Source organism: Microbacterium abyssi (assembly GCF_015277895.1).
In the GTDB taxonomy this organism is placed as follows: domain Bacteria; phylum Actinomycetota; class Actinomycetes; order Actinomycetales; family Microbacteriaceae; genus Microbacterium; species Microbacterium abyssi.
In genome coordinates this window covers 2,277,251-2,300,166 of the sequence record NZ_CP063815.1, presented here as the reverse complement: position 1 = coordinate 2,300,166, position 22,916 = coordinate 2,277,251, and the positions used below count along the sequence as shown (strand labels likewise).

Below are 22,916 nucleotides of genomic sequence, written 5' to 3'. Positions count from 1 at the left end.
GCCCGCACCCTCGAACAGGCCCGGATCCCGCGGGTCGTTGAGCGAAGGGCGAAGCCCGAAGACGAAACGGGCTGAGCGAGCCAAGCGAGTCGAAGCCTCTCTCGGTCGCTCGCCGTCCGCTACGCCAGCAGCTGATGACGGGCGAGATCCCGGTACAGCGGCGTCGACTCGATGAGCTCGGCGTGCGTTCCGCTGCCGACGACTTCGCCTGCCTCGAGCACGATGATGCGGTCACTGTCGACGACCGTGGAGAGGCGATGCGCGATCACGACGAGCGTGCGATCGGCGGAGACCGCGTCGATCGCCTCGCGCATGCGCTGCTCGTTGACGCCGTCGAGGGATGACGTCGATTCGTCCAGCAGCAGGATCGGCGCCTCGGTCAGCAGGGCCCGCGCGATCGCGAGCCGCTGGCGCTCACCACCCGACAGCATCACGCCGTCTTCGCCGACCGGTGTCTCGAGGCCGAGCGGTCCGCGCTCGAGCACATCGCCGAGGTTCACGGCGCGCAGCACCCGCTCGCAGTCGGCGTCGGTGGCGTCGGGGGAGGCGAGCCGCAGGTTGTCGGCGAGCGTGCCGGCGAGGGTCGGGGCATCCTGCTCGACATAGCCGAACTGCGCGCGCAGCTCGGCGCGGGGGTAGGTGCGGATGTCTTCACCGTTGAGGCGGATCGAACCGCCGGTGGGGTCGTAGAAGCGCTCGACGAGCGACAGGATCGTGCTCTTGCCCGCCCCGCTCGGTCCGACCAGCGCCACGCGCGATCCGGGCGGAACCTCGAAGGAAACGCCACGGAGAACGTCGTGGTCGGCCTGCGTCTCGGCATCCACGGCTTCCTCCGCGCGCTCGAGGTGAGCGTCGATGAGAAGGCTGCGGGCTTCGTTCGCGGCGGCCTCGCGCGCGGCGATGACCGTGTCAGGGTAGCGGAAGCGCACGTCGTGGAACGAGAGTGCGGGGACGGTGGTCGCGGGATCGGCCGGGCTCGCCGAACGGTTCGGGAGAGTTGCGGCGATCGCGGCATCCTCCTGGTCCTCGGTCGGGAGGTCGAGCACCTCCTGGATGCGGCCCAGGGCGCCGAGCGCCTGGTTCACCGAGGTGATCGCGCCGAACGTCGTCGCCAGCGGCATGAGCATCATGAACAGGAACATCACGAAGGTGATGAGCGAGGCCACGGTGATCGCGCCCGCGGCGACGCGGAAGCCGCCGACGCCGAGCACTGCGAGCAGTGAGAGCTGCAGCGCGACGCCGGAGATCGGAACCACGAGCGCGGAGACCTTGGCGATGCGCACGCCGAGCCCGTAGGCGTCGCGGGCGAGGCCGGAGACGGCATCCGTCTCGCGGTCCGTCGCGCCGGACGCGCGGACGGTGCGGATCGATCCGACCGCGCGCTCGACGGCCGACGCCAGCTCGCCGACCTTGACCTGCTGCGCGGTCGAGGCCGTCCGGATCCGGCCCCCGAGCAGCACGACGACGGCCAGGGAGACCCCGACGACGACCACGATGATGAGCAGCAGGATCGGGTCGATGATGAGCATGGCGATCAGCGCGCCGGCGAACATGAGAACGCTGCCGACGGCGTCCGCGAGACCCTGGGTCAGCACGGCGTACAGCAGCGTCGTGTCGGTGCCCACGCGCGAGACGAGATCGCCGGTGCGGCGCGAGTCGAACTCCCGGATCGGCAGGTGCAGGATGCGGGCGATGAGCTGGCGGCGGCTGGAGTGCACGACCGCGGTGCCGGTGCGCTGCAGCAGGTAGTGCTGGTAGCCGGAGATGACGGACGAGACGATCACGAAACCGACCAGCGCCCAGACGAGCAGGCCCAGCGCGTCGCCGGCCTGCACCGAGACGATCACCTGTCCGACCAGCAGCGGCTGCACGAGCGAGGTCGCGGCGCCGATGACGCTGAGCACTGCGACGACGATCAGCGTGCGCTTGTGCTCGAACAGGAACGGGAGAAGCTGGCGGAAAGTGGCGCGCGGGCCGTCCTGCGGCGCACCGCGTCCGCGCCGGCGAGTGGGCGCCGTACGAGACATGCGAGACCTCGATCTGAAGAAAAGGGGTTACCTACGACCGTACTTCCTGTGGGCGGCCTGCTTCGTCACGCCGAGGGCGCTCGCGATGGCCTGCCAGGAGTACCCGGCCAGGCGGGCGCGGCGGACCTGAGCCTCTTCGGCGCGCGCGAGACCACGACGGACATCTGCGAGCCGGTGCAGTTCGGCGATCGGCTCGCCCTCGGGATCGAGATCCTGAGCGGTGTGAACGGTCATGCCGTCAATCTATGTTGACACGGTGGCGCGTGTCAATCGATGTTGACGATGCGGCGGTGCCAGAATGAACGGATGCTGACACCGCCCAAGCTCGTCCCCGGCGATCGCGTCGCGGTCCTCTCGCCCGCGTTCGCCGCTCCCGCCGTCGCCCCGGAACTGCACGAGCAGGCGCTGCACCGGCTGACGGAGCTGACCGGACTCATCCCGGTCGAGTACCCGACGACGCGTCAGCTGGACGCTTCACCCGAGTCGCGCGCGGCGGACGTCAACGCGGCGTTCGCCGATCCGAGTATCCGCGCGATCCTGGCGACGATCGGCGGCGACGACCAGATCCTCGTCATCCCGCATCTCGACGCCGCGCTCGCGCTTGCCGACCCGAAGCCGTTCCTCGGCTACAGCGACAACACGAACATCCTGAACTGGCTGTGGGATCTCGGCATCCCCGGATTCTACGGCGGCTCCACCGCCGTGCATCTCGGGCCGGGCCCCGCCGTCGACGACGTGCACCTCCGCTCGCTGCGCGCTGCCCTCCTGGACGGCGGCGAGCTCGAGCTGACCGAACCGGGCGAGTCGGAGGACGTCGGGCAGCGCTGGCAGGACCCGCGGGCGCTCTCCGAGTACGGCGACCGCATCCCGACCGAGCCCTGGACGTGGGCGGGCCCGGCCGTGCGCGTCGAGGGGCGAACCTGGGGCGGCTGCCTCGAGGTGATCGACCAGCTCGCCCTCGCGGATCGGCTGCCGCCGGCATCCGCTCTGGCAGGCACGATCCTGCTCATCGAGACGAGCGAGGAGCGCCCTGCGGCATCCTGGGTCGGCCGCTGGATGCGAGGGCTGGGGGAGCGCGGCATCCTCTCGGCCGTCGCCGGGGTCGTCGTCGCTCGGCCGCCGGTGAGTGACTTCGACTTCCACCCGTCGCCGGCAGAGGCCGACGCGCTCCGCGCGGCACAGCGCGACATCGTCATCGAGACGGTCAGCCGCTACAACCCGGATGCCGTCACCTGCGTCGGCGTGCCGTTCGGGCACACCCGGCCGCAGTGGATCGTGCCCTACGGCGGCCGGATGGTGCTCGACGGTGCGTCGCGAAGGGTGTTCGCCCGCTACTGACGCCGACGCCCCCTCTTCGCGCCGGCGCCCCCTCGTAGATGCGTCGGAACGAGGGGGCGTCGACGGCCGGAGGGGGCGTCGATGGAGCTGTCTACAGCTCCGCGCTCTGCGCGAACCCGAGGTCGGACTCGTAGTCGTGATCCTTGGTCTCGGGTGTGAAGATCAGCGCGATGAAGGTCAGCACGCCCATCGACGACAGATACACGCCGACCAGCCACGGCGACCCTCCGGTCGCTGCCCACAGCGCGACGGCGATGAACGGCGCGACAGCGGCACCGAGGATCGACGACACGTTGTACGAGATCGCAGAGCCCGAGTACCGGACGTTGGTCGGGAACAGCTCGGGGAGCATCGCGCCCATCGGACCGAACGTGGTGCCCATGAGCATGAAGCCCAGGATGAGGAACGCCTGCGTCAGAGCGCCGGTGAACTTCGGGTCGACCTGCGGCAGCAGGAACAGGTTGAAGGTCAGGCCGAACACGATGATCGCACCGGTGACCCACAGCAGCAGCTTGCGACGCCCGATGGCATCGGCGATCGGGCCGGACAGCAGGGTGAAGACACCGAAGAACACGACGCCGATGATCTGCATGAGCACGAAGTCGGTGTAGCCGAACCCGGAGCCGGGCACGGCGGCATCGGTCTGGGCGGTGCCGTAGGTGAGCGTGAAGTTCGTCATCAGGTAGAACAGCACGTACGTCGCCAGCATGATGAACGTGCCGAGGATGAGCTGCTTCCAGTAGTGGCGGAACACCGTGACGAGCGGCATCTTCCGGATGGTGCCGCTCTCGCCCGCCTTCTTGAACGTGTCGGACTCGACGAGCTTGAGTCGCACCCACAGGCCGATGATCACCATGACGGCGGAGAACAGGAACGGAATACGCCAGCCCCAGGCGAGGAACGCCTCTGACTTCAGCGACGGGGCCTCGGCGTGCGGCAGCAGCCAGTTGATGGCGAGGAAGATGAAGTTCGCGATGATGAAGCCGATGGGGGCGCCGAGCTGCGGGAACGATCCGTACCAGGCGCGCTTGCCCTTCGGTGCGTTCTCCGTCGCCACGAGAGCCGCTCCCGACCACTCGCCGCCGAGCGCGAATCCCTGCGCGAGGCGCAGGACGAGCAGCAGCAGGGGAGCGACCCAGTTGATCTGTTGGAACGTCGGCAGCACGCCGATGAGGACGGTCGCGATTCCCATCGTGAGCAGGGATGCCACGAGCGTGGCCTTGCGGCCGTACTTGTCGCCGAAGTGGCCGAACACCATCGCGCCGATCGGACGCGCGACCATCGCGGCGCCGAATACGGCGAAGGATGCCAGCAGCGAGGCGGTCTCGTTGTCGCTCGGGAAGAACAGGATCGGGAAGACGAGGACTGCGGCCGTCGCGTAGGCGTAGAAGTCGTAGAACTCGATCGTGGTGCCGACCAGGCTCGCGGTGATGACGCGAGAGCGCGGGTTGGCTGGTGTGGCGGTGGTGCTCAAGATGCTCCTGACGTTCGGATGCTCGCATGACGAGCACCCCGGGAGTTTACGCCTCCTGAGAAACCGCTGTGCGCCGGTTGCCGCGTGTTACCGCCAGAGAACCGCGATTCCGGCGTTGACGAGAGTCAGGATGCCGACGAGCCAGAACATCGCCGCGGGCACCTGAGCGTCGCGCTTCTGGCGGGCCGAGCCGATGCCCAGCAGAGCGCCGATGATCAGCAGCACAACGAGCTTCACGCCGATCTTCGGGTAGTTCATGGCGCCCTCGATGCCCCACGGGGCGGCGAGGATCAGGCCCGCGACGGCGGCGATCGTCATCCCGATGCTCATCAGGCGCGTGAACTCGCGCTTCCCGCCGAATGCCTGCACGGCCCATGCACCGAACAGCGTGGCGAAGCCGACGAGGTGGATGAAAACGACGACGTGCCGAAGAGTCTCCATGCGCTTAGGGTATCGGGGCGGCGATGCTCATGCCAGCAAGGGCATGCTCACCGGATGCATGGCGGGTTGTCCCACGGTGGATGCCCCTGCATCCGCGCCTCGGCCCTGCAGGTGTGCCGGAGCAGAACAGGTCAATCGCGCAGCGCCTTGACCACCAGCGCGGTGCGCAGCGCGGCATCCGCGGCCTCGGCGCCCTTGTCCTCCTTCGAGCCCTCGAGCCCGGCACGATCCAGGCCCTGCTTCTCGTCGTCGAGGGTGAGCACCCCGAAGCCGATCGGCTTGCCGGCATCCAGCGCGACGCGCGTGAGTCCATCGGTCGTCGCGGCCGACACGTATTCGAAGTGCGGGGTGCCGCCGCGGATGATGACGCCGAGGGCGACCACGGCATCCGCTCCGCCGGCGAACGCCGCCTGCGCGGCGACGGCGAGCTCGAAGGACCCCGGAACGCGCACGGTCTCGTACGACGCACCGGATGCCACGAGCACCCGCTCGGCGCCTGCGATCAGTCCGTTCGTGATGACGTCGTGCCAGGTTCCGGCGATGACGACGACCTTCAGACCACTGCCGTCGATCTTCTCGTGGGGGGAGGGTGCTCCTGCGCCGCTCATGCGTTGTCCTTTCCGTGCGCGAGTGCCGCTGCCAGCTCGGCCTCGCCGATGATGTGGCCCATGCGGTCGCGCTTGGTCTCGAGGTACTGGTGGTTGTTCGGGCCGACGCCGACGATCAGCGGCACCTGCTCGACCACGTCGAGGCCCAGCTCGCGAAGCTGCTTGACCTTGTCGGTGTTGTTCGTGAGCAGGCGCACCTTCGATACCCCGAGGTCGCTGAGGATGCCGGCCGCCGCCGCGTATTCGCGGGCGTCGGCGGGGAGGCCCAGGGCGAGGTTCGCGTCGACGGTGTCGAGCCCCTCTTCCTGCAGGCTGTAAGCGCGCAGCTTGTTGATGAGCCCGATGCCGCGGCCCTCGTGACCGCGCATGTAGATGACCACGCCGCCGTCCTGCTCGATGGCGTCCAGCGCGGCATCCAGCTGCGGGCCGCACTCGCACTTCAGCGAGCCGAACGCTTCACCGGTCAGGCACTCCGAGTGCACGCGCACCAGAGCGGTCTCGTCGAGCTCGCCCGAGACGACCGCGATGTGATCGGTGCCGGTCACGCGGTCCTTGTAGGCGAGGAAGCGGAACACACCATGATCGGTCGGCACCGTGGCATCGGCGCGCAGGCTCACCCGCCGCTTGCCGGCCCGCGAGGACGCGATGGGGCCGTCGAGCGGATCGATCTCGTTCAGGTGCGCGATGAGCTGCTCGATCGTGATGACCGGTACGCCGTCGCGCGCGCCGAGCTCCTTCAGGCCGGGAAGGCGCATCATGCTGCCGTCCTCCGCGACGACCTCGGCGATCGCGCCGACCGGCTGGAGCCCTGCGAGCTTCATGAGCTCGACTGCGGCCTCGGTGTGACCGCCGCGCTCGCGCACGCCGCCGTCCACCGCGCGCAGCGGCAGCACGTGCCCGGGGCGGATGATGCTCGTCGAGGTCGAGGACGGGTTCGCGAGCACGTTCAGCGTGTGGGCGCGATCGGAGGCGCTGATGCCGGTGGTGACGCCCTCTGCGGCATCGACGCTCACGGTGTACGCGGTGGAACGGGCGTCCTCGTTGGCCTCGACCATCGGCGGCAGGTTCAGGTGATCGGCGAGGTCGGACGGCATCGGCGCGCAGATGAATCCCGACGACCAGCGCACCGTCCACGCGACCCATTCCGGGGTGGCGAGCTCGGCCGAGAGGATGACGTCGCCCTCGTTCTCGCGGTTCTCATCGTCGGCGACGATGACAGGGCGGCCTGCACGCAGCGACTCGAGAGCTTCTTCGATGGTGGAAAGGCTCATCGCGAGCCTCCTTCCGAGACAGCCCGGAACGCCAGGAGGCGCTCGACATGACGGGCGAGGATGTCGGTTTCAAGATTCACGCGGTCGCCGACGACGCGGCTGCCGAGGGTGGTGGCGGCGAGCGTCTCGGGGATGAGCGAGACCTCGAGCCAGCCGGCGACGGTCGATGCGTCGCTCACTGCACTGACAGTGAGGGAGGTGCCGTCGATCGAGATCGATCCCTTGTCGACGACGAGCGGGGCGAGGTCAGCCGGGATCGCGACGCGCAGCACACTCCACTGGTCGCCGGGGCGCACCTCGACGATCTCGCCGGTGCCGTCCACGTGGCCCTGGACGATGTGGCCGCCCAGGCGTGCACCGACAGGCATCGCCTTCTCGATGTTGACGCGGGTGCCGACGGATGCCGCCGCCAGTGCGGAGACGTCGAGCGTCTGCTTCATCACGTCGGCGTCGAAGGTGTCGGAGGTCGAATCGACCACGGTGAGGCAGACACCGGACACCGCGATGGACTCGCCGTGCACGGCATCCTGCGCGGCCTTCGGGGCGCGGACGGTCAGTCGCCAGCCGTCGCCGGACGGCACGACGGCGGTGATCTCGCCGATCTCCTCGATGATTCCGGTGAACATCAGTGTGTCCCTTCCTGGAGTGCAGTGGGGTGCGCGATCGCGAGCAGGTCGGCGCCGAGCGGCACCCACTCGTCGACGGTCAGGTGGTGCGCGGCGTCGATGGTCGGGACGCCGATGTCCGTGAGAGCCACGCGCTCGCCGCCCAGCAGCACCGGCGCGATGTACGCGAGGATGCGGTCGGCGAGGTCCGCGGCGATGAACGCGCTGGCGAGCGTCGGCCCGCCTTCGACGAACACGCGCTGGATGCCGTGGGCATGAAGATCCGCGAGCACCGCGTGCAGGTCGCGGGTTCCGTAGAAGAGCGGTTCATGGGGGTGACGGCGGACCGCGGCATCAGCAGGCGTCTCACGGGCGCCGATGACGACCGGGATCGGCTGGTGGGCGTGCAGGGTGTCGCCGTCACGGGCGGTCAGCGACGGGTCGTCGGCGAGCACGGTGCCGGTGCCGACGACGATCGCGTCGGCCGCGGCGCGGCGGCGGTGCACATCGGCGCGAGCCTCAGATCCGGTGATCCACTGGCTGGTGCCGTCCGCAGCTGCGGCGCGGCCGTCGATGCTCTGCGCCCACTTCACCGTGACGTGCGGGCGACCGGCCTGCTGCGCGGACAGCCAATCCGCGACGAGTGCGCGGGCGGCATCCGCCTGTTCGCCGGCTTCGACCTCGACACCTGCATCGCGCAAGCGTTCGGCGCCGCCGCCGGAGACAGCGCCGGGATCGTCGAGGGCGTATACGACACGCGAGACGCCGGCCTCGATGAGCGCAAGCGCGCAGGGCCCTGTGCGGCCGGTGTGGTTGCACGGCTCGAGAGTCACGATCGCGGTCGCGTCGCGCGCCGCGTCGTTTGCGAGGCTGCTGAGTGCATCCACCTCTGCGTGTGGAGTCCCGGCGCCCCGGTGCCAGCCCTCGGCGATGATGTCGCCGGCAGGGGAGAGGATGACGGCGCCGACCTGCGGATTGACGCCGCGGGGCCCGCGCGCGGCGAGTTCGAGTGCACGCGACATTGCGCGGCGTTCCGCCTCGGTCACTGCCATCCGTCGTCCTTCGTTTTCAGGCTCCGGGGATGACAGAACGCACGTTGTCGCGCATCGTGCTGCCTCCCATCCGGACTAGCGAGATTGCCCTCGCATCACCGTCGGTACCGGAATTCCACCGGATCGGCATCTCGGTTTCCCTCGACGCTCGCGGACTGTCACCGCCGGTTCGGATTCACACCGACCCCGGAGCACGTTTGATGCTCAGTGTACTCAACGCTTGCGCGCGCGTTTCATTCCGCGTCGTCGGCGTCATTTCAGCAGTCGGGAGAGCCGCCGGTCGGCGAGGACTTTGCCGTCGGTCTGACAGGTGGGGCAGTACTCCAGTGAGCGGTCGGCGAAGAACACGCTGCGGACGGTGTCGCCGCAGACCGGGCACGCTTCGCCTCGGCGTGCATGCACACGGAACCCGGCGCGCTTGGCGTCCTTCAGGTCGGCCGGCGGCTTTCCGGATGCCTCGGCCACGGCATCCGTCAGCGTCGTCTTCATCGCACTGAAGAGCCGATCGATCTCTTCGTCGTCGAGCTTTCCGCTGATCGCATACGGCGACATGCGCGCGGCGTGCAGGATCTCATCGCTGTAGGCGTTGCCGATCCCGGCGATGACGGACTGGTCGCGCAGCAGCCCTTTGATCTGCATCCGTCGGCCCTCGAGGAGGCTCGCGAATATGTCGCGGGTGAACCCGTCGCCGAGTGGCTCCGGCCCGAGGCGGGCGATCCCGGGAACGTCCTGCGGATCTCGCACGACGTACACCGCGAGAGACTTCTTCGTGCCGGCCTCGGTGAGGTCGAAGCCGCCGTCATCGTCCAGCGCGACGCGCAGCGCGATCGGCGACTTGCCGGGTTTGATGAGCGTCGTCGGGAGCAGCTCGTACCAGCGCAGCCACCCGGCCTTGGCGAGATGGAACACGAGGTGCAGTTCGTCGCCGCACGAGACGACGACGAACTTGCCGTGGCGGGAGGCCGCGGTGATGGTCGCACCGTGCAGGGCGGTGTTCGGCGGATCATAGGTCTTCAGCGCGGCGATCTCGCCGACGTTCGTGCGGGTGATGGCGTGCCCGACCGTGCGCTCGCCGAGGAAGTCGACGAGTCCCTGAACCTCCGGCATCTCCGGCATGCGCCCATCCTGCCACTCGGCGCCGACGTTCGGCAGGGTGAGACTGTGCGGTGCTCGGCAGCTGGAGCGTGTCCGGGTTGGTGCGGGTGCAGCGGGTGCTCCCTCGCCACTTCCCCGACATGCTCGAATGCGTGTCCAGGTTGTTGCGGGTGCGGCCGGCGGAAACCCGCATCTTTCCCGACATGCCCGGCCGGATGCTGCGCCTCAGCCGAGCGGAATCGGCCACTCCACGGGCGTGCGGTCGTCGGACGGCAGGAGCCCGGCCACCCAGCCGTCGTCGCGTCCGCGCGGGCTGGTGAGAGCCTGACGCATCAGCCCCTCGTATCGGAACCCCAGCGCACGCGCCGTGCGGGCCGAGGGGATGTTGCCGGCCACAGCGCGCCAGTCGATGCGGGCGAGCCGCAGCTCGGCGAAGCCCCAGTCGATCACGGCACGCGCGGCCTCGACCATGAAGCCCTGTCCGCGTGATGCGGCGGTCGCCCAGTAGCCGAGCTCGGTCGAACCCCCGCTGGGGTGCGACGTGATGTGGTGCAGTCCGACGACGCCGACGAGCACGTCGTCGTGGAAGATGCCCCAGATCGTCTGGCTGCTGTCGGCCCACCACTGCGCGATCAGCTGCACGAAACCCTCGCCGTGATCGCGGGTATAGGGGCTCGGAACCGTCGTCCAACGCGGAATCTCCGGATCCTGGCACGCCGCCGTGATCGCGTCGACATCGGCCGCCGTCGGAGCGCGGAGGACGAGGCGTTCGGTGTGCAGGGTGACAGGTTCCATCCGGACAGGCTACTGAGCCGGGGGCCCTGGTGTCGCATGCCGCGTCTAAGCTTGCCTGGTGACTGTTCCAGGGATTCTGCGCGCCTTGGAAAAGGCGAACCTTTACCACGACGCCCTCACCTGGGCGCAGACCGATGCCGACCTCGGACTCGTCGATGGGCTCGACGCCCCGACGATCGCCGGTCTCCTCGACAAGCGCGCGAGCCAGGGGCATCCGGCATCCCTTCTCGTCATCGCACCCACCGGACGGCGGGCGGAGTCGCTCTCTCAGGCGCTGGCCTCCTTCGTGCCGGATGCCGAGATCCTCAGCTTTCCCGCCTGGGAGACACTGCCGCACGAACGTCTCAGCCCGAGCGCCGACACCGTCGGGCGGCGCCTGGACACGTTGCGCCGCATCACCACCTGGTCGGGTGAGCGGCCGCTGATCGTGGTCGCCTCGGTGCGCGCAGCGCTTCAGCCGATCGCCGCCAACCTCGGTGACACCGCCCCGCTCAGCCTCGCGCTCGGCGCTCGCGGCCTCGAGCTCGATGACGCGGTCGAGCAGCTGGTCGAACGCGCCTACACGCGCGTCGACATGGTGTCCCGTCGGGGCGAGTTCGCGCTGCGCGGCGGCATCCTCGATGTCTTCCCGCCGACCAGCGAGCACCCGTACCGTGTCGAGTTCTTCGGTGACGAGATCGACCAGATCCGTGCGTTCTCGGTTGCCGATCAGCGGTCACTGCCCGATGAGGTCGACCTCGTCGAGCTGCCTGCGACGCGCGAGCTGCTGCTCACCTCGGATGTCCGCGACAAGGCGCGCTCGCTCGTCGCCGGGTTCCCCGCGATCGCCGGGATGCTGGAGAAGATGGCAGAGGGCATCCCGGTCGAGGGCATGGAGTCGCTGCTGCCCGCCGTCGCAGGTCCTCTGAAGTCGCTCGCCGAGTACTTCGCGCCCGGCACGGCCGTCGCCCTGGTCGATCCTGAGCGTGCGAGCGCCCGTGCGCAGAGCCTCGGCGAGACGAACCGGGAGTTCCTGGATGCCGCGTGGAGCGCGGCGACCTCCGGAGCATCCGCTCCGATCGACCTGGGTGCCGGAGACTTCCTCAGCGTCGCGCGGCTCCGTGAGATCGTCCGCGAGCGGGACGGCGTCTGGTGGCGGTTCAGCCCGTTCGCGACCGACGATGCGGATGCCGCGAACATCGACGCGTCGATCATCCCCTCGTTCCACGGCAACGTCGACGGCGCGATCGAGTTCGTGGCCGCGCGCCTGGCCGATGGCTGGCGGGTCGTGGTCGTGGCATCCGGAACCGGACTCGTCGACCGCGCGAACGACGTCCTCTCGGATCGTGGACTCGCCGCCCGCCCCGTCCAGGCCCTCACGGACGAACCGGATGCGGGTGTCGCGACGCTCGTGCTCGGATCCCTCGAGTCGGGATTCCAGGTTCCGGAGGCGAAGCTCGCCGTCCTCACCGACAACGAGTTCTACGGGCGCACGATCGGTGGCGATCAGCGAGTCGTCAAGAAGCTCGCATCGCGCCGCCGGAACGTCGTCGACCCGCTGCAGCTGAAGAACGGCGACCATGTCGTGCACGCCACGCACGGCATCGCGAAGTTCGTCGAGATGACGCAGCGCGAGGTCTCCACGGGCGGCCGCAACGCCACTAAAACGACGCGCGACTACCTCGTGCTCGAGTACGCGCCGTCCAAGCGCGGGTACCCGGGCGACAAGCTCTACGTGCCCACCGACCAGCTCGATCTGCTCTCCAAGTACGTCGGCGGCGAGGCCCCGACGCTGTCGAAGATGGGCGGCAGCGACTGGTCGGCGGCCAAGGGCAAGGCCCGCAGGGCGGTCCGAGACATCGCCGTCGAGCTCGTCAAGCTGTACTCCGCGCGCATGTCCGCCAAGGGCCACGCGTTCGCACCGGACACGCCGTGGCAGCGCGAGCTGGAAGAGGCCTTCCCGTTCGCCGAGACGCAGGATCAGCTGCAGACGATCGACGAGATCAAGGCCGACATGGAGCGGCCGATCCCGATGGACCGCCTCCTGTCCGGCGATGTCGGCTTCGGCAAGACCGAGGTCGCCGTGCGAGCGGCGTTCAAGGCGATCCAGGACGGCAAGCAGGTCGCGATGCTCGTCCCGACCACGCTGCTGGTCAAACAGCACTTCGAGACCTTCACCGAGCGCTTCGCCGGCTTCCCGGTGAAGGTGCGGGCGCTCTCGCGCTTCCAGACCGACAAGGACGCGCGTCTCACGTTGGACGGACTGCTGGACGGGTCGGTCGACATGGTCATCGGAACCCATCGGATCCTCACCGATCAGGTGATGTTCAAGGACCTGGGGCTGCTGATCATCGACGAGGAGCAGCGCTTCGGCGTCGAGCACAAGGACAAGCTCAAGAAGCTGAAGACGAACGTCGACATCCTCGCAATGAGCGCCACGCCGATCCCGCGCACGCTCGAGATGGCGGTGACCGGCATCCGCGAGATGTCGACCCTTGCGACGCCGCCGGAGGACCGGCATCCGATCCTCTCGTTCGTCGGACCCCGCAGTGACAAGCAGATCGCTGCGGCGATCCGTCGCGAGATCCTCCGCGAGGGGCAGATCTTCTTCGTGCACAACCGGGTGCAGTCGATCCAGCGGGTCGCAAGCGAGCTCGCAGAACTCGTCCCGGAGGCGCGCATCGCCGTCGCGCACGGCCGGATGGGCGAGCATCAGCTCGAGCAGGTCGTCGACGACTTCTGGGAGCGCAAGTACGATGTGCTCGTCTCGACGACGATCGTCGAGACGGGGCTCGACATCTCCAACGCCAACACGATCATCATCGACAAGGCCGACAAGTACGGCCTGTCGCAGCTGCACCAGCTGCGCGGGCGCGTGGGGCGCGGGCGCGAGCGCGCGTACGCGTACTTCCTCTACGACGACTCCAAACCGCTCTCGGAAACGGCGGCGGACCGGCTGCAGACCATCGCGATCAACAACGATCTCGGCTCCGGCACGCAGGTCGCGCTGAAGGACCTCGAGCTGCGCGGCGCCGGCAACATGCTCGGTGCGGAGCAGGCGGGCCACATCGCCGGCGTCGGCTTCGACCTGTACCTGCGGATGATCGGCGAGGCCGTCGCGAACTTCCGCGGCGAGGACACCTCGAGCGATGTCGAACTGCGCATGGAGATCCCGGTGGACGCCCGCATCCCGGAGACCTACATCGACAGCGAGCGGCTGCGCCTGGAGGCGTACCAGAAGCTGTCCGCCGCTGCGGCGCCCAGTGCCAAGGACGACGCGATCGACCTCGTGCTCGAGGAGCTCACCGACCGCTACGGCACTCCGCCGGAAGAGGTCGACGGGCTGGTCGCCGTCGCCCGCCTGCGCCGTCGCGCCGCCGTGGCCGGTCTCACGGACGTCGTCGTGATGGGCTCGAACCTGCGCGTGGCGCCCGCCCGCCTCGAGGACTCGATGAAGGTCCGGCTGCAGCGGCTCTACCCGAAGGCGAAGCTCGTCGCCGGGGGAGAGGCGCTGGTCGTGCCGCTTCCGGAGGATGCCGAGCTCCTCGCCTGGGTCTCGCAGCTGCTCACCGCGCTGTTCCCTGAGCCGGTCAAGACCGGAAGCTGATCCCGGGCGGATCAGGCCGCCGAACCGAGGTGGAGCAGCGTGCCGTCGGGATCGCGTACCTGCGCGACGCGCTCGCCCCACGGCATGTCATCAGGGTCGGCGACCGAGGTCGCCCCGGCGTCCGTCGCGCGGGAGTACGCGCTGTCGACGTCATCGACGTACAGCCAGATCGCGACAGGATCGCCGGGCGACACCTCGGGCTCGTAGCCGATGCCGATCGTGCCACCGCCGACTGCGAGCGCCACATAGACCGCTCGCCCCTCGTGCTCGTAGCGATACTCCACGGATGCCGAGAACGCTCTCTCATAGAACGTCACCAGTCGCGGCAGGTCGTTCGTGCGCAGAATCGGGAACAGTCTCGTCACCGTCATGCCGCGACCGTATGCCCAGCGCCGACCGTGACGCAAGGGCTAGTCTGGCGGCATGTTGTACGAGCACCTCGGGGCTCGGCCCCGCATCGATGACACCGCCGTCATCGCGCCGACCGCTGTCATCTCGGGCGACGTGGAGATCGGACCGAACTGCCAGGTGCTGCACGGCGCCGTGATCACGGCGGAGGGCGGCCCGATCACGCTCGGCGAGCACGTGATCGTGATGGAGAACGCGCTGATCCGCGCCACCGCCGCGAACGCCGTGCACATCGGCGACCACACGCTCGTCGGCACACTGGCGAGCATCGCCGGCGCGACGGTGGGTGAGGAGGTGTTCTTCGCCTCGGGTGCCCGCATCTTCAACGGCTCGATCGTCGGTGCACGGTGCGAGATCAGGGTCAACGCGATCGTGACGCGTCGCGCCGTGCTTCCCGAGGGCACCGTCGTGCCGATCGGGTGGGTGGCGGCGGGGGATCCGGTGCAGCTGTTCTCACCGGATCAGGCGGATGAGATCGCCGAGGCGCAGCCTGAGCTGGACTTCCCCGGGCACGTGTTCGGCGTCGACCGCGACACCCCGGACCTCATGGTGCAGCTCACAGAGCGCTACGGGTCGTCATTGGCGCGGCACGCCGACGACCACGCGCTCTAGCTCGTTTCTCCCGGCATCCGCCCCATCACCGCCGCACGGATGGCTGGCGAAGTGCACGAACGGCGGCCGGACCGGTCGAGGTCGACGGCCACTCGTACGAACGGCCAGCCATCTGTGCGGAGCGACCGAACCGCAATCAGCAGAACCGACTCAGATGACGCCCTGTGCGAGCATCGCCGCGGCGACACGCTGGAAGCCGGCGATGTTCGCACCGGCGACGTAGTCACCGGCGACGTCGTACTTCTCGGCCGCGTCGAATGCCGCCTGGTGGATGTCGCGCATGATCTCACGCAGCTTGTTCTCGCTGTCGTCGAAGGTCCAGCGCTGACGAGCGGCGTTCTGGCTCATCTCGAGCGCAGAGGTCGCCACGCCACCGGCGTTGGCGGCTTTGCCCGGGGCGAACAGCACACCGGCCCGCTGGAACGCCGCGACGGCATCCGGAACACACGGCATGTTCGCGCCCTCGGAGACCGCGCGGACGCCGTTCGCGATGAGCGCCTCGGCGTCTTCGAGGCTGACCTCGTTCTGCGTGGCCGACGGTACGGCGATGTCGACCGGCACGTCCCAGACGCTGCCGCCCTCGACGAAGCGGGCGCTCGCACGACGGTTCGCGTACTCGACGATGCGGCCGCGCTCGACCTCCTTGATCTGGCGAAGCAGGTCGAGGTCGATTCCGGCGTCGTCGACGACGTAGCCGGACGAGTCGGATGCCGTGACCGCGGTGGCCCCGAGCTGGGTGGCCTTCTGGATGGCGTAGATCGCGACGTTTCCGGAGCCGGAGACGCCGACGCGCTTGCCGTCGAACGACTCGTTGTGCACACCGAGCATCTCCTGCGCGAAGAACACCGCGCCGTAGCCGGTGGCCTCGGTGCGCACCTCGGCGCCGCCCCATCCGGTGCCCTTGCCGGTGAACATGCCCGACTCGTGACGGTTGGTGATCTTGCGGTAGGTGCCGAACAGGTAGCCGATCTCACGGCCGCCGACGCCGATGTCGCCCGCGGGGACGTCGGTGTGCTCGCCGAGGTGGCGGTACAGCTCGCTCATGAACGACTGGCAGAAGCGCATGATCTCGGCATCCGAGCGGCCGTGCGGGTCGAAGTCCGATCCGCCCTTGGCGCCCCCGATGCCCTGGCCGGTGAGCGCGTTCTTGAAGATCTGCTCGAAGCCGAGGAACTTGATGATCGACAGGTTCACCGAGGGGTGGAAGCGCAGACCGCCCTTGTACGGGCCGAGCACGGAGGAGAACTGGATGCGGTAGCCGCGGTTCACCTGCAGCTTCCCGGCGTCATCGATCCACGGCACGCGGAACATGATCTGACGCTCCGGCTCGACGATCCGATCCAGGATGCCGGCTTCGACATACTCCGGGTGCCGCTCGAGCGCGGGCGAGATCGTTCCGAGTACCTCGTGCACGGCCTGCTGGAACTCGGGTTCGTGCGGGCTCCGTGCCAGCACCGTGTCGAACACGGGCTGTACGGACTCGGTGAGCGGGTGGAAGTCAGTGAGGGTGGCGGTCACGCGGGGACGGCTTTCTGGGTGTTGTGGCTGAGGGGCGATCGTGTCGCGTGATATCGGGGCGCCGGATCGGGCGCGAGATCTCACTTTACCCCGGGGATTTCCGGGGCGCCGACACAGGGATCATCCGGTGTTCTGCAGGCCCGCGGCGACGCCGCTGACCGAGAGCAGGAGCAGGCGGCGCTGTTCATCGTCGGCTCCCGAGCCTTCGGCCGAGGCGGATGCCGCCGACCGCAGCTCGCGCAGGGCGCGCAGCTGCAGCAGCGAGAGCGCGTCGACGTAGGGGCTGCGGAGGGCCACGGCCCGCTGCAGGATCGGCTTGTTCTCGAGCAGACCGGTGCCGCCGGTGAGACGGATGACCCACTCCCTGGTGAGGGTGAGCTCGTCGAGCACCAGCTGGGCCAGATCATCGCGGTCGCCGAGCGCGAGGTAGCGGCGGGCGATCCGCTCGTCGGTCTTCGCGAGACTCATGGCGACGTTGTCGATCATGGTGTGCAGCAGCGGCCACTCGCGGTACGCCTCCCTGAGGAGCGCCTCGTCGCCGACGGCCCCCAGCGCGGTGCCGAGGCCGAACCAGCCGGCGAGGTTGATGCGCGCCTGCGTCCACGCGAACACCCACGGGATGGCCCGGAGGTCCTCCAGCGACTCGACGGACAGGCCACGGCGTGCCGGGCGGGAGCCCAGCGCGAGCAGTCCGATCTCCTCCATCGGGGTGACGGTGGCGAACCAGGGGGCGAAGCCGTCGGCCTTCACGAGCTGGAAGAAGCGTTCACGGGAGGCGGCATCCATCACCTGCGCGATGTCCGCGAAGCGCGCGGCGGCACCGCTGGTGCGCTCCTCGACGCTCGGGGAGGAAGCGAGCAGCGTTGCCGCGGCGACCTGGTCGATGTGCCGCATCGCGATCGCGGGCTCGCCGTAACGGGCGAAGATGACCTCGCCCTGCTCGGTGAGCTTGAAGCGGCCGTCGACAGAGTGCGGCGGCTGGGCGAGGATCGCGGAGTTAGCCGGGCCGCCGCCGCGGCCGAGCGCCCCGCCGCGTCCGTGGAACAGCGTCAGTTCGATCCCGGCATCCTGCGCCCAGAGGGCGATCTTCTCCTGCGCCTCGTAGAGCGCGAGGTTCGCGGCGACGGGTCCGACGTCCTTGGACGAGTCCGAGTACCCGAGCATGACCTCGAGGCGATTCTCTGTCGCGGTCATACGCTTGCGGAACTCGGGGAATCCGACGACCTCGGCGAGGATCGCCGGCGCAGCCTGCAGGTCGGCGAACGTCTCGAACAGCGGCACGACGTCGAGCACGGGCACGTCGTCGCCGAGCGCGTGGCGGGCGAGGCGATGAACGTTCCCGAGGTCCTCGGCGGACTGCGTGAACGAGACGACGTAGCGACCTGCGGCGCGCAGGCCGTAGCTGCGCTGGATCTCGGCGATCGCGCGGAAGACCTCGAGCACCTCGAGGGTCTGCTCGCTGAGCTCGCCGCCGGCTTCGAGTTCGGCGAGTGCGTGCCGGTGCACCTGCGAATGCTGGCGCACCTCGAGCTCCGTGAGGTGGAAGCCGTAGGTCTCCACCTGCCAGATGAGGTGCTGGATGCCGCCGAAAGCATGCCGCTTCGCGCCGGATGCCGACAGCGAAGTCTGCACGGCGCGGAGGTCGCCGAGGAGCTCCTCGGGCGCGGAGTAGCCGCCGGGCGTGCCGAGGCGCGTGGCGGCGACCCGGTTCGCGAATGCGAGCACGACGCGTCGGTGCGGCTCCTCGGGGGAGCGCGCGGCGATCTCGTCTGCGATGTCCTGGTGCGATGCCGAGAACGCCTCCCACAGCGCGACGACGTCGTCGCTCGGCGGTGTGCTCTCAGCATCCAGCGTGAGCGCGCGGCCGATCCGCTCAAGGGCGCGCTCGAGACCGCGCAGAACATGGTCGGCGGCGATATCGGCCGCCTCCCTGGTGACGGATGCCGTCACGAACGGGTTGCCGTCCCGGTCGCCGCCCACCCAGGAGCCGATGCGGACGAAGGCGGGCACGACCGGTTCGCTCGCGCCGGACTGCTCACCGCGCAGGGCGTCGTCGATGCGGCGGTACACGTGCGGCACCGTCGTGAACAGCGTCTCGTCGAACACCGACATGACCGTGCGCACCTCGTCGGTCGGCGACGGCTTCTGCGCGCGCAGGGGAGCGGTGCGCCAGAGCGTGTCGACCTCCTCCAGCATGCGGCGGCGGGCGCGGTGCTGTTCGGCACCACCGTCGCTGGACGCGTCGTGCGCGGTGAGGAGTTCGGAGAGCCGGCGAATGCTGGTGGACACCGCGCGCCGTCGCGCCTCGGTGGGATGCGCCGTGAAGACGGGGTGGAACCGGAGTCCTGACAGCCGGCGCCGCGCTTCGTCCTCGCCGACCTCGCCGCGCAGCTGCGCGTAGGCCGCGGCGACAGTGTCGGCGGCATCTTCGCGCCCGGGCTTGCCGGCGCGCTCGCGCAGGATCCGGACCCGCTGGTGCTCCTCGGCGAGGTTCACGAGGTGGAAGTAACAGGTGAACGCCCTGGCGACCTCGTCGGCCCGCTGGACGGTGAACGACTCGGCGATCTCCGTCGCGCGCTCGAACGCCTCGGCGCTCTCGGCCTCGTACGCCTGGATCGTCGCCAGGCGCAGGCGCTCGACATCCTCGAACAGTCCTGGACTGCCGCACTCCTGCAGCACCTGTCCGAGCAGGCCGCCGAGCATGCGCACATCGGCGCGCATCTCATCGGGAATGCCTCGCCCGGCTTCGAACCGGCCGATGACGCGGATGGCCTCGGTCTGCGTGGGCTCTGTGTAGGTCGGCTCCGTGGTCATCTTTCGAGGTTAGCCGCGCCGCCGAGGAGCTCCCGACCACGTGACGCGCCGTGACGGCCCGGGCATAGCATGGAGCGGATGTCTGACTCCCGAAACCTCCTGCGCACGCAGCAGTTCCCCGCGGTTCTGCTGCTGCTGGCGGCGGCCCTCGGCCTGCTGCTGGCGAACCTCCCGACCCAGGGGCCGATCGCCGCGGTACTGGACTTCCACATCGCCATCCCGGGGACGGCCATCGACCTCTCGGTCGCGCACTGGATCTCGGACGGTCTTCTCGCCATCTTCTTCTTCGTCGTGGCGATGGAGCTGCAGTACGAGCTCACCCGCGGCGACCTCAGTTCGTTCCGCAAGGCGCTGCAGCCGGCGATCGCGGCCGCCGGCGGCGTGCTGGTGCCGATCATCATCTACCTCGTGATCGCGGGCGGTGAGGGCACCGCATCCGGCTGGCCCATCCCGACCGCGACCGACATCGCGTTCGCGCTCGGGGTGCTTGCGGTGTTCGGCAAGGGTCTGCCCACGGCTGTGCGCGTGTTCCTGCTGGCGCTCGCCATCCTCGACGACATCATCGGCATCATCTTCATCGCCGTGCTTTTCGCGCACGACCTGAACTGGATCTACCTCGCGCTGGCCGTGGTCGGCGTCGTCGCCTTCGGCTTCCTCTCGCGGATGCTGCCCGTCAAGCACGCGTGGCTCGTGATCGCCGCGATGATCGTCATCGGCGTGCTGGTCTGGGCGCTCGTGCTGCTCTCCGGCATCCACGCGACGATCGCCGGCGTCATGCTCGGCCTCGCGATCGCGCAGTCGCCGTCGATGCGCGCGCGCCACGTGCTCGATCCGTGGGTGAACGGCGCGATCCTGCCGATCTTCGCCTTCGCCGCCGCATTCGTCGTGATCCCCGCGGTGTCGCCCAGCGAGCTGTCGCCGGCGTTCTTCGGCATCGCGATCGCGCTGCCGATCGGCAAGATCATCGGCATCACCCTGTTCGGCTGGGTGGCGCTCCGGATCGGGGCGAAGGAGAAGGCTCCCGCCCTCACGGTCATGGATCTGGTGGCGGCTGGAACGCTGGGCGGCATCGGGTTCACCGTGTCGCTTCTGCTCGCCAACCTGGCGTTCGCGAACGACACTGACATCCGCGACCAGGCGATCCTCGGCGTGCTGGTCGGCTCGCTGATCGCGCTCGTGCTCTCCGGGATCATCGTCTCGTCGCGGGCGGCGTGGCACCGCCGCGTGGCGGCCGCGAGCTCCTGACGGCCTGGGAGAGATGGGGGACGCCGTGACCGACGCCGATGCGCTGCGAGCCGCCGCCGAGACCATGCGCGCCGTGCGCGAACGCTGCGTGTGGTCGCAGCAGATCACCCACCGCGACCTCGTGCCGTACCTCATCGAGGAGTCGCACGAGGTGATCGACGCCGTCGAGACGGGGGAGCGGGCGGAACTGCGCGAGGAGCTCGGCGATCTGCTCTGGCAGGTGCTGTTCCACGCGGCGATCGCCGCACAGGATCCGGAGGATCCGTTCGACATCGACGACGTGGCACAGACTCTCACCGAGAAGATGGTGCGGCGGCATCCGCACGTGTTCGGCGATGAGGTCGCGAACACGCCAGAAGAGGTGCTCGTGCACTGGAATGCCGCGAAGGCGGCCGAGAAGCGTGAGCGCCGCAGCGTGCTCGACGGCGTTCCGCGCGGGATGCCGGCACTCGCGCTCGCGCAGAAGGTGCTCGGACGCGCGGCTTCGGTGGGAGCGGGCGAAGATATCGCCCTCGCCGCGCACGACGCCGCCGAGATCGGTGCGGCCCCGGAGTCGGAGGACGAGCTCGGCGACCTGCTGCTGACGCTCACTGCGACCGCCCGCGCGAACGGCTGGGACGCCGAGCGCGCCCTCCGCGAGCGCCTCCGCGTCGTCGAGGACGAGGTCCGAGCGGCGGAGGCCGGCTGACCTGGAAAGATGGGGCTGTGGCTACTGTGAACCCGCCGCGCGGCATGCGCGACATCCTCCCCGCTGACAAGGCCCGCCGTGAGAGCCTGCTCGCCGTCATCCGCGAGCGCTACCTGGCGCACGGTTTCGACGAGATCGAGACCCCCGCGGTCGAGGAGTACGACCGTCTGCATGCGGGCATCGGCGGCGACAACGAGAAGCTGTCGTACAACATCCTGCGCCGTGGCCTGGATGCCGAGGCGATCCGCGAGGCCGCCGACGACCCGTCCGCGCTCAGCGACCTCGGTCTGCGCTACGACCTCACCGTCCCGCTGGCCCGGTTCTACGCCAGCAATCGCGGTCAGCTGCCCGCCGTGTTCCGTGCGATCCAGATCGGCCCGGTCTGGCGTGCCGAGCGTCCGCAGAAGGGGCGCTATCGGCAGTTCATGCAGTGCGACATCGACATCATGGGCGACGACTCTGCGCGTGCAGAGGCCGAACTCATGGTCGCGTCCCTGGACGCCCTCGGGGCGCTCGGGCTCGACGGCGCGAGCGTGCGCGTCAACGACCGTCGCGTGCTCGACTGGATGCTGGACGCCTTCGGCTTCGCCGCCGACGAGCGCCCCGGCGTGCTGATCACGATCGACAAGCTCGACAAGATCGGCCCGGACGGCATCGTCGCCGAGCTCCGCGAACGGGGTGCAACGGCATCCGCCGTCGACGCGTTCGACGCCTACCTGCGCCGCCCGCAGACGATGGAGTACAACCCGTACGGCGAACGGCAGATCCGCAAGGCGCTGCCGGACGGCGCGCCCGATGAGATCGTCGCGCACCTGGTCGGCATCGGCGAGGCCGTTGCGGCGGGAACAGGGCAGGGCGACATCCCGCTCGTCTTCGATCCGTTCCTGGTGCGCGGCATGGGCTACTACACCGGCACGATCTTCGAGCTCGCACACCCCTCGGTGTCGTACTCTCTCGGGGGCGGCGGACGCTACGACGGGATGATCGGCCGATTCCTCGGACAGCAAGTGCCGGCCGTGGGATTCTCGCTCGGATTCGAGCGGCTCGCCGACCTGCTCGAGCCCGTGGCCGGTGCCGGCAGCCAGGCCATCGTCCTCGTCCATGATGCGGATGTTCCCCTGGCCGAGCTCATCGCCCACAAGGCGGCCCTGATGGTGCACGGTCGTGTGCGGCTGGAGCGCCGGGTGAAGAACTTCAAGGCGCTCCTCGAGCGGTCCGCCGCCGACGGTTACAACGCCTTCACGACGGTCTCGGCCGGCGCCGAGCCCGGGACGCTGGAGCTCAAGCCCCTCACGTGACCCCGTGACGTGCGCACGCGGCGAGCCGCGTTCACGCCGCG

19 protein-coding genes and 1 riboswitch are annotated in these 22,916 nt (G+C 69.2%); of the genes, 6 read left to right on the top strand and 13 right to left on the bottom strand.

Features of this window, described 5'->3' with window-relative positions; genetic code table 11:
* Positions 1-119 precede the first annotated feature (119 nt).
* Entirely contained in the window at positions 120-2,027 is a 1,908-nt protein-coding gene (locus IM776_RS11220; protein WP_194420119.1) for an ABC transporter ATP-binding protein, read from the bottom strand.
* Positions 2,028-2,054: 27 nt separating this feature from the next.
* Positions 2,055-2,261, bottom strand: a complete 207-nt coding sequence (locus IM776_RS11215) for an AsnC family protein (RefSeq protein WP_194420118.1) — start codon at positions 2,259-2,261, stop codon at positions 2,055-2,057.
* Between the two features lie 72 nt (positions 2,262-2,333).
* Here IM776_RS11215 and IM776_RS11210 point away from each other — a divergent pair, with 72 nt between their 5' ends.
* Positions 2,334-3,365 (top strand): S66 peptidase family protein, encoded by a 1,032-nt coding sequence (locus tag IM776_RS11210; protein WP_228479732.1) that lies wholly within the window; start codon positions 2,334-2,336, stop codon positions 3,363-3,365.
* Positions 3,366-3,456: 91 nt separating this feature from the next.
* On the opposite strand, the gene IM776_RS11205 is transcribed toward IM776_RS11210, so the two are convergent.
* The 8 genes from IM776_RS11205 to IM776_RS11170 form a co-directional block, all read right to left on the bottom strand.
* Complete coding sequence (locus IM776_RS11205) at positions 3,457-4,839, bottom strand: MFS transporter (RefSeq protein WP_194420117.1); 1,383 nt, start codon at positions 4,837-4,839, stop codon at positions 3,457-3,459.
* Positions 4,840-4,926: 87 nt separating this feature from the next.
* Positions 4,927-5,280 carry a Fe-S protein gene (locus IM776_RS11200; protein WP_194420116.1) on the bottom strand — a complete coding sequence of 118 codons (354 nt, stop codon included), beginning with the start codon at positions 5,278-5,280 and terminating at the stop codon, positions 4,927-4,929.
* A 131-nt stretch (positions 5,281-5,411) separates the two neighbouring features.
* Positions 5,412-5,888 (bottom strand): 6,7-dimethyl-8-ribityllumazine synthase, encoded by a 477-nt coding sequence (ribH, locus tag IM776_RS11195; RefSeq protein ID WP_194420115.1) that lies wholly within the window; start codon positions 5,886-5,888, stop codon positions 5,412-5,414.
* Positions 5,885-7,159 (bottom strand): GTP cyclohydrolase II, encoded by a 1,275-nt coding sequence (ribA, locus tag IM776_RS11190; protein ID WP_194420114.1) that lies wholly within the window; start codon positions 7,157-7,159, stop codon positions 5,885-5,887. The genes ribH and ribA overlap by 4 nt, the downstream gene beginning before the upstream one ends.
* Entirely contained in the window at positions 7,156-7,785 is a 630-nt protein-coding gene (locus IM776_RS11185; RefSeq protein ID WP_194420113.1) for a riboflavin synthase, read from the bottom strand. The genes ribA and IM776_RS11185 overlap by 4 nt, the downstream gene beginning before the upstream one ends.
* Positions 7,785-8,816, bottom strand: a complete 1,032-nt coding sequence (ribD, locus tag IM776_RS11180; RefSeq protein WP_194420112.1) for a bifunctional diaminohydroxyphosphoribosylaminopyrimidine deaminase/5-amino-6-(5-phosphoribosylamino)uracil reductase RibD — start codon at positions 8,814-8,816, stop codon at positions 7,785-7,787. The genes IM776_RS11185 and ribD overlap by 1 nt, the downstream gene beginning before the upstream one ends.
* A gap of 52 nt (positions 8,817-8,868) precedes the next feature.
* A riboswitch (FMN riboswitch) is annotated at positions 8,869-9,015 on the bottom strand.
* A gap of 53 nt (positions 9,016-9,068) precedes the next feature.
* Complete coding sequence (locus IM776_RS11175) at positions 9,069-9,932, bottom strand: Fpg/Nei family DNA glycosylase (RefSeq protein ID WP_194420111.1); 864 nt, start codon at positions 9,930-9,932, stop codon at positions 9,069-9,071.
* 204 nt (positions 9,933-10,136) lie between these two features.
* Positions 10,137-10,706 (bottom strand): GNAT family N-acetyltransferase, encoded by a 570-nt coding sequence (locus IM776_RS11170; RefSeq protein ID WP_194420110.1) that lies wholly within the window; start codon positions 10,704-10,706, stop codon positions 10,137-10,139.
* A gap of 58 nt (positions 10,707-10,764) precedes the next feature.
* Between IM776_RS11170 and mfd the strand changes: the two genes are divergently transcribed.
* Complete coding sequence (mfd, locus tag IM776_RS11165; RefSeq protein WP_194420109.1) at positions 10,765-14,292, top strand: transcription-repair coupling factor; 3,528 nt, start codon at positions 10,765-10,767, stop codon at positions 14,290-14,292.
* 11 nt (positions 14,293-14,303) lie between these two features.
* Here mfd and IM776_RS11160 read toward each other — a convergent pair whose 3' ends face one another.
* Positions 14,304-14,663, bottom strand: a complete 360-nt coding sequence (locus tag IM776_RS11160) for a VOC family protein (protein WP_194420108.1) — start codon at positions 14,661-14,663, stop codon at positions 14,304-14,306.
* A gap of 52 nt (positions 14,664-14,715) precedes the next feature.
* On the opposite strand from IM776_RS11160, the gene IM776_RS11155 reads away from it, so the two are divergent.
* Positions 14,716-15,312 (top strand): gamma carbonic anhydrase family protein, encoded by a 597-nt coding sequence (locus tag IM776_RS11155; protein WP_194420107.1) that lies wholly within the window; start codon positions 14,716-14,718, stop codon positions 15,310-15,312.
* A 150-nt stretch (positions 15,313-15,462) separates the two neighbouring features.
* Here IM776_RS11155 and gdhA read toward each other — a convergent pair whose 3' ends face one another.
* A complete protein-coding gene (gene gdhA / locus IM776_RS11150) occupies positions 15,463-16,830 on the bottom strand; it encodes an NADP-specific glutamate dehydrogenase (protein ID WP_194420106.1) in 1,368 nt (455 codons plus the stop codon).
* A 120-nt stretch (positions 16,831-16,950) separates the two neighbouring features.
* Positions 16,951-19,644 carry a phosphoenolpyruvate carboxylase gene (locus IM776_RS11145; RefSeq protein ID WP_194420105.1) on the bottom strand — a complete coding sequence of 898 codons (2,694 nt, stop codon included), beginning with the start codon at positions 19,642-19,644 and terminating at the stop codon, positions 16,951-16,953.
* Between the two features lie 78 nt (positions 19,645-19,722).
* Between IM776_RS11145 and nhaA the strand changes: the two genes are divergently transcribed.
* From nhaA to IM776_RS11130, 3 genes are read left to right on the top strand one after another with little or no spacing between them, the layout of a single operon-like run.
* Positions 19,723-20,889, top strand: coding sequence for a Na+/H+ antiporter NhaA (nhaA, locus tag IM776_RS11140; protein WP_194420104.1), 1,167 nt, complete (start codon positions 19,723-19,725; stop codon positions 20,887-20,889).
* 13 nt (positions 20,890-20,902) lie between these two features.
* The gene (locus tag IM776_RS11135; RefSeq protein ID WP_194420103.1) at positions 20,903-21,577 is read left to right on the top strand and encodes a nucleoside triphosphate pyrophosphohydrolase; all 675 of its coding nucleotides are present in this window, start codon (positions 20,903-20,905) and stop codon (positions 21,575-21,577) included.
* Between the two features lie 44 nt (positions 21,578-21,621).
* On the top strand, positions 21,622-22,875 hold the full coding sequence (locus tag IM776_RS11130) for a histidine--tRNA ligase (RefSeq protein WP_228479983.1): 1,254 nt from the start codon (positions 21,622-21,624) through the stop codon (positions 22,873-22,875).
* The last annotated feature ends 41 nt before the right edge of the window (positions 22,876-22,916 follow it).